The organism is Streptomyces sp. NPDC057697 (assembly GCF_042799335.1).
Classification (GTDB): Bacteria; Actinomycetota; Actinomycetes; order Streptomycetales; family Streptomycetaceae; genus Streptomyces.
Window position 1 is genome coordinate 1 of record NZ_JBHVJA010000032.1, and the last position, 4406, is coordinate 4406.

General features: G+C 67.2%; 5 protein-coding genes. 4 read left to right on the forward strand and 1 reads right to left on the reverse strand.

Translation table 11 applies throughout. The annotated features are described in order from the left end of the window. The coding region (locus ACFVFH_RS35645; protein WP_383777091.1) for a hypothetical protein at positions 1-268 on the reverse strand (268 nt) is incomplete at its 3' end. Positions 269-392: 124 nt separating this feature from the next. Between ACFVFH_RS35645 and ACFVFH_RS35650 the strand changes: the two genes are divergently transcribed. The 4 genes from ACFVFH_RS35650 (at position 393) to ACFVFH_RS35665 (ending at position 4042) form a co-directional block, all read left to right on the forward strand. After that, positions 393-791 (forward strand): hypothetical protein, encoded by a 399-nt coding sequence (locus ACFVFH_RS35650; RefSeq protein ID WP_376947983.1) that lies wholly within the window; start codon positions 393-395, stop codon positions 789-791. A gap of 2 nt (positions 792-793) precedes the next feature. After that, positions 794-2224, forward strand: a complete 1431-nt coding sequence (locus ACFVFH_RS35655) for a hypothetical protein (protein ID WP_376947985.1) — start codon at positions 794-796, stop codon at positions 2222-2224. After that, the gene (locus tag ACFVFH_RS35660; protein ID WP_376947934.1) at positions 2221-2532 is read left to right on the forward strand and encodes a hypothetical protein; all 312 of its coding nucleotides are present in this window, start codon (positions 2221-2223) and stop codon (positions 2530-2532) included. The genes ACFVFH_RS35655 and ACFVFH_RS35660 overlap by 4 nt, the downstream gene beginning before the upstream one ends. 142 nt (positions 2533-2674) lie before the next feature. Then, on the forward strand, positions 2675-4042 hold the full coding sequence (locus tag ACFVFH_RS35665) for a protein rep (protein WP_376947936.1): 1368 nt from the start codon (positions 2675-2677) through the stop codon (positions 4040-4042). Positions 4043-4406: the final 364 nt, after the last annotated feature.

A 4406-nucleotide genomic window follows, 5' to 3' on the forward strand; every position in this document is an offset into this window, starting at 1 on the left:
TGTACAGGGCCGCAGTCGAGACCTTCGCCGCCCGCGAAACCTCAGTCGGAGAAAGGCACTTGGATTCCAGGGCCTCATCCGACAGGGTTCGTTCCAGTGATCGACTCTCCTCCCGGATGTCAGAGGCAGCACGGAGGATCGTCCGGTACCACTCCGCCGCGTCCGGCCGGTTCGCCTGATCCGCCGTCAGCCCGTACACCGCCAGGTCCCGGAGACGTTCGAGCTGCCGTTTGGCCTGATCAGCAGTCTTCTTCGGTACGGCCGACATAGGGAACTCCTCCATGCAATCCACAAACCAGTTGACAATCCCCGTTGACTGGGTTCAGGGTAGAGCACAGCACAGCACGTAGTCACCCACTCGTCACATGACGACACGTCAGAAAGAGGCCCCCATGCCCGCGATCTTCTTCGTTGACCAGGCCAAGAGCTTCAACATGCTGATGTTCCTCAGCAGCTCCCCGAAGACCGTCTTCGGCAACAACGACAAGCAGGACACGACCAAGGACGGCATCCCGAAGTGGGAGGTCCAGGTCGTCGCCACCTTCCAGCAGTTCGGCCGCGTCGAGAACGAGATCCTCAAGATCGGCATCGCGTCCCACCAGGACCCCGCCCAGACCCTCGGCGGCCCGACCCCCGTCGAGCTCGTCGGCTTCCGTGTGGGCGTCAGCCCCGCCGAGAAGCGGACCGACAAGAACGGCAACGAGCGGATCGTGGGCGGCACGGCCTGGTACCAGGCCGACGAGGTCCGCGCCATCTCCGCCGTCCCGTCCGGCCGGAAGTCGGAGGGCTGACCGTGACCTCCTCCGTCTTGGACGGGCTGAACGCGGCCCCCCTGATCGCCCTGGTTGCCCTCGTGGCCCTGGTCGGCTGGGGGGCCGCTCGGCTCCTGATCACCACCTACCGCTACCTCCGCGCAACCCCGCTCCAGCGGCGCCGGATGCGGCACGCCTGGCGGATCTCGCTCCGGTGGAAGCGCCTCGCCCCCAACCTCGGCCTCGCCCGCGTGGACGAGAACACCAAGGGCCGCAAGGGCATGGACGGCAAGCCGGTCAAGCCGATCACCGTCGTCCCGAAGATCCGGGTCTACCCCGAGCCCTGGGGCATCCGGGTCCGCGCCGCCACGATCCCGAAGGTCGGCATCGAGGAGTACGAGAAGGCAGCCGGGTGGCTGGCCGACTCCTGGGGCTGCCAGACGGTCGAGGTCCAGCGCGTCGCCCCCGGTGTGGTCGAGCTTCGCGGCCTCGTCGGCAACCCGCTGGACGAGCACTTCCCGTACGCCTTCCCGGCCGGGGACGACTGGGTGCTCCCGCTCGGCCGCAACCCCTGGGCCCGCGACCTCGTCATCCCGCTCCGAGAGCTGTCCGGCATCAAGGTGGCCGGCATGCCGGGCTACGGCAAAACCATGCTCATGCTCGGCTGGTTCGCCTCCCTCGCTCGGCGGCCCGAGGTCCAGTTCGCCGTGTTCGACGGCAAGACCAGCGACCCCCGATACGGCGACTGGGGAGAGGTCGGCCAGCGGGCCATGTTCATCGTCGGGGACAACCCCGAGACCGCCCATCAGCGCCTGACCGAACTCGTCCGGCTGATCAAGGACCGGCCCTCACAGCTCGTGGCCGAACGAGGGACGCACAAGTTCTGGAAGGCCGGACCGACCGTCACGATCCCGCTGGTCCTGGTGCTCATGGACGAGTGCCACAACTACATCGACGCGGCCGGGCTCAAGGGCAAGGACAAGGAACTCATCGAGGCCAACCAGCGGCTCATGCGGACGGTCGCCAAGGAAGGTCGCGGCCTCGGCGTGATCCCCGTCGTCGGCACCCAGAAGCAGACCTCGGACGCGATCCCGACCGCCGTCCGCGACAACCTCGAAGTCGGCGTCTGCTTCGCCACCTTCACCATCGACGGGGCAGAGGCCGCGCTGGGCAACGGCATCCGCAAGGACGAGGAGAACCAGCCCACGACCCTGATCGACAAGGAACGCTTCGCCGGGGTCTGCGTCGTCACCGGGGTGCCCGGACTCTCCGGCCGCTACGACCGCGTCCGGGTGGGCGACATCGACGAGGCCGCCATGCTCCAGCTCGTCGCCGCGTCCATCGGCTACCGCGCCGACGTCATTCCCGCGGCTGCCCCCACCGTCCGAGACGTCTCCGCCGATTCGGCCGGCACAACCGTGCCGCTCCAGAAGGAAGCCCCGAAGACGACCCGTAGGAGGAAGGCGTCATGACCGCGTACGAGCCCCCGCCCGTCTACACCCCGACCCCGATCCACATCGGCCCCGGACAGGCCCTCAGCGCCCCTCAGAGCCTCCAGCAGCCCCCGGCCTACGTCGTGGTCCAGCAGGCTGCCCCCGCGCCCTCCTGGCTCCGTCAGCACTCCGGACAGCTCATCGCCGGGGCCGGGGCCGGGGTCCTGGTCGTCGCCCTCCTCCTGGCCGTCGCCGTCGTCGCGGTGGCGGTCGGGATCGCAGCCATCTCGGCGGCCATCGGCTGGCTCGTCATCAAGAGCCTGATGGGCCAGCAGAACGCGAAGTGACCGCCCGGCGTGTTCGTATCACGCCGGTCGGCCACTGAGGACAGGATCGCACGAGAGACGCAAAGGGGGCCCGAAAGCGCTGGTGACGCTTCGGGCCCCTTGGTCTCCGCCCCGCCTCTGACAGCACGAACGGAGAACGTCCATGGACAGCGTAGGGCAGACCGCCGACACCGGTCGAGACGACCAGGCCGGTGTGATCGAGGCCGAAGAGCTGATCACGGAACAGGTCCGCAGGACCCTCACGGCCACGGCCGGTCGCCAGGTCTCCCGGCAGCCCCGGGCCGAAGGCAGGAGGGGCAGCCGGGCCGCCTCTGGCGGCCTGGCGGACGGCCCTTCTAGGTACAACGCGAATAATGTTTCCCACATCCAAGAACTTCCCAGCTCAGAGGCCGAATCGGCCGTTCGGCAGGATCGCCGTGGGAAGCGCTTCGCACAGCGGCAAGTCCTCTGGGGGATCACCACGATCCCGCGCGTCAAGAAGTGCGGCCGGACCACCAACGGGAACGTCGGCGACGGCCTGGCGGCGGTCGTCGTCAACGCTGGCGTCGCCCACTGGTCCGGCTTCTGCTCCTGCGGCTCCATCTGGGCCTGCCCGGTGTGCTCGGCCAAGATCCGGGCCACCCGCGCCGACGAGATCGCACGCGCCGTCGCCCGGCACATGGCCGACGGCGGAACGGCCTGGATGGTCACCCTGACGGCCCGTCACAAGAAGCATCACGATCTTGCCGACCTCTTCGACGCGGTCGCCAACGGATGGCGTCAGCTCATGTCCGGCCGGGCCTGGGCCGGTGACCCGAAGCGGGGAGTGTTCGGAGAACGCGACCGGCTCGGAGTCCGGGGCAATATCCGCTCGCTCGAAATCACCTACGGAACCCGCAACGGCTGGCATCCGCACCTGCATGTCGTCCTCCTCCTCAACGAGGAAACCGGCCCCGAACTCGCCTACGCAATTCACCGGTGGGACAAGGTTTGGCGGGCCTGGATGAAGAAGAAGGGATACGAGCCGAGCAAGGAACACGGTGTCAACTGGTCCAAGGTCACCACCCCGGAAGAGGCAGGTGAATATATCGCCAAGGTCCAGGAAGGCAAAGGCCACCTCGGCAACGAAATGGCCCGTGGCGACATGAAGGCCGGACGCCTCGGAACCCTCGCCCCGTTCGAGATGCTGGAATACCTGCGCGTCACCGGAGACGCCGCCGTCGTCCCGGTCTGGCACGAGTACGAGAAGGCGACCTTCCGGCGACGAGCGATCACATGGTCACGCGGCCTGCGGGCCCAACTCCTCGATGACGAACCGGAGTTGACCGACGAAGAGGTCGCGGCCGAAGAGGTCGGCGGGGAGACGTGGGCACTTCTGCCGGCCGAATCGCTCCGGGCCATGCGACGGGTGCCGGGCCTCCAGGCCGCCATCCTCGACGCTGCCGAGAACGGCGGATTCGCAGAGCTGGTCAACCTTCTGACTGCCTACCACCTGGTCTACGAGAAGGGCCCCGACGCTCCCGCAGGATGACCAACTTCCTAGGGGTTGGGAAAGTGTTTGCCGAAAGGTGATCTGCGGGGCGGGATCATGAAAAGGGGCCATTACACTTGTACCAATGGAGAGGGCTGGAAAGCCCTCACCGCGTAAGTGGGCACTCGGCCCCTTTTCTTGATCCCGGAGGGGCCCCGCTGATCAGCTTTCGGTAAAGACTTTCTCAGGCCCGGTCCCACCAAAAAGGCCCCCGCCCAATTCGGACGGGGGCCTAATTGACTTTCATCAGCCATCCTGTTTCCTCCGCTTGTACAGGGCCGCAGTCGAGACCTTCGCCGCCCGCGAAACCTCAGTCGGAGAAAGGCACTTGGATTCCAGGGCCTCATCCGACAGGGTTCGTTCC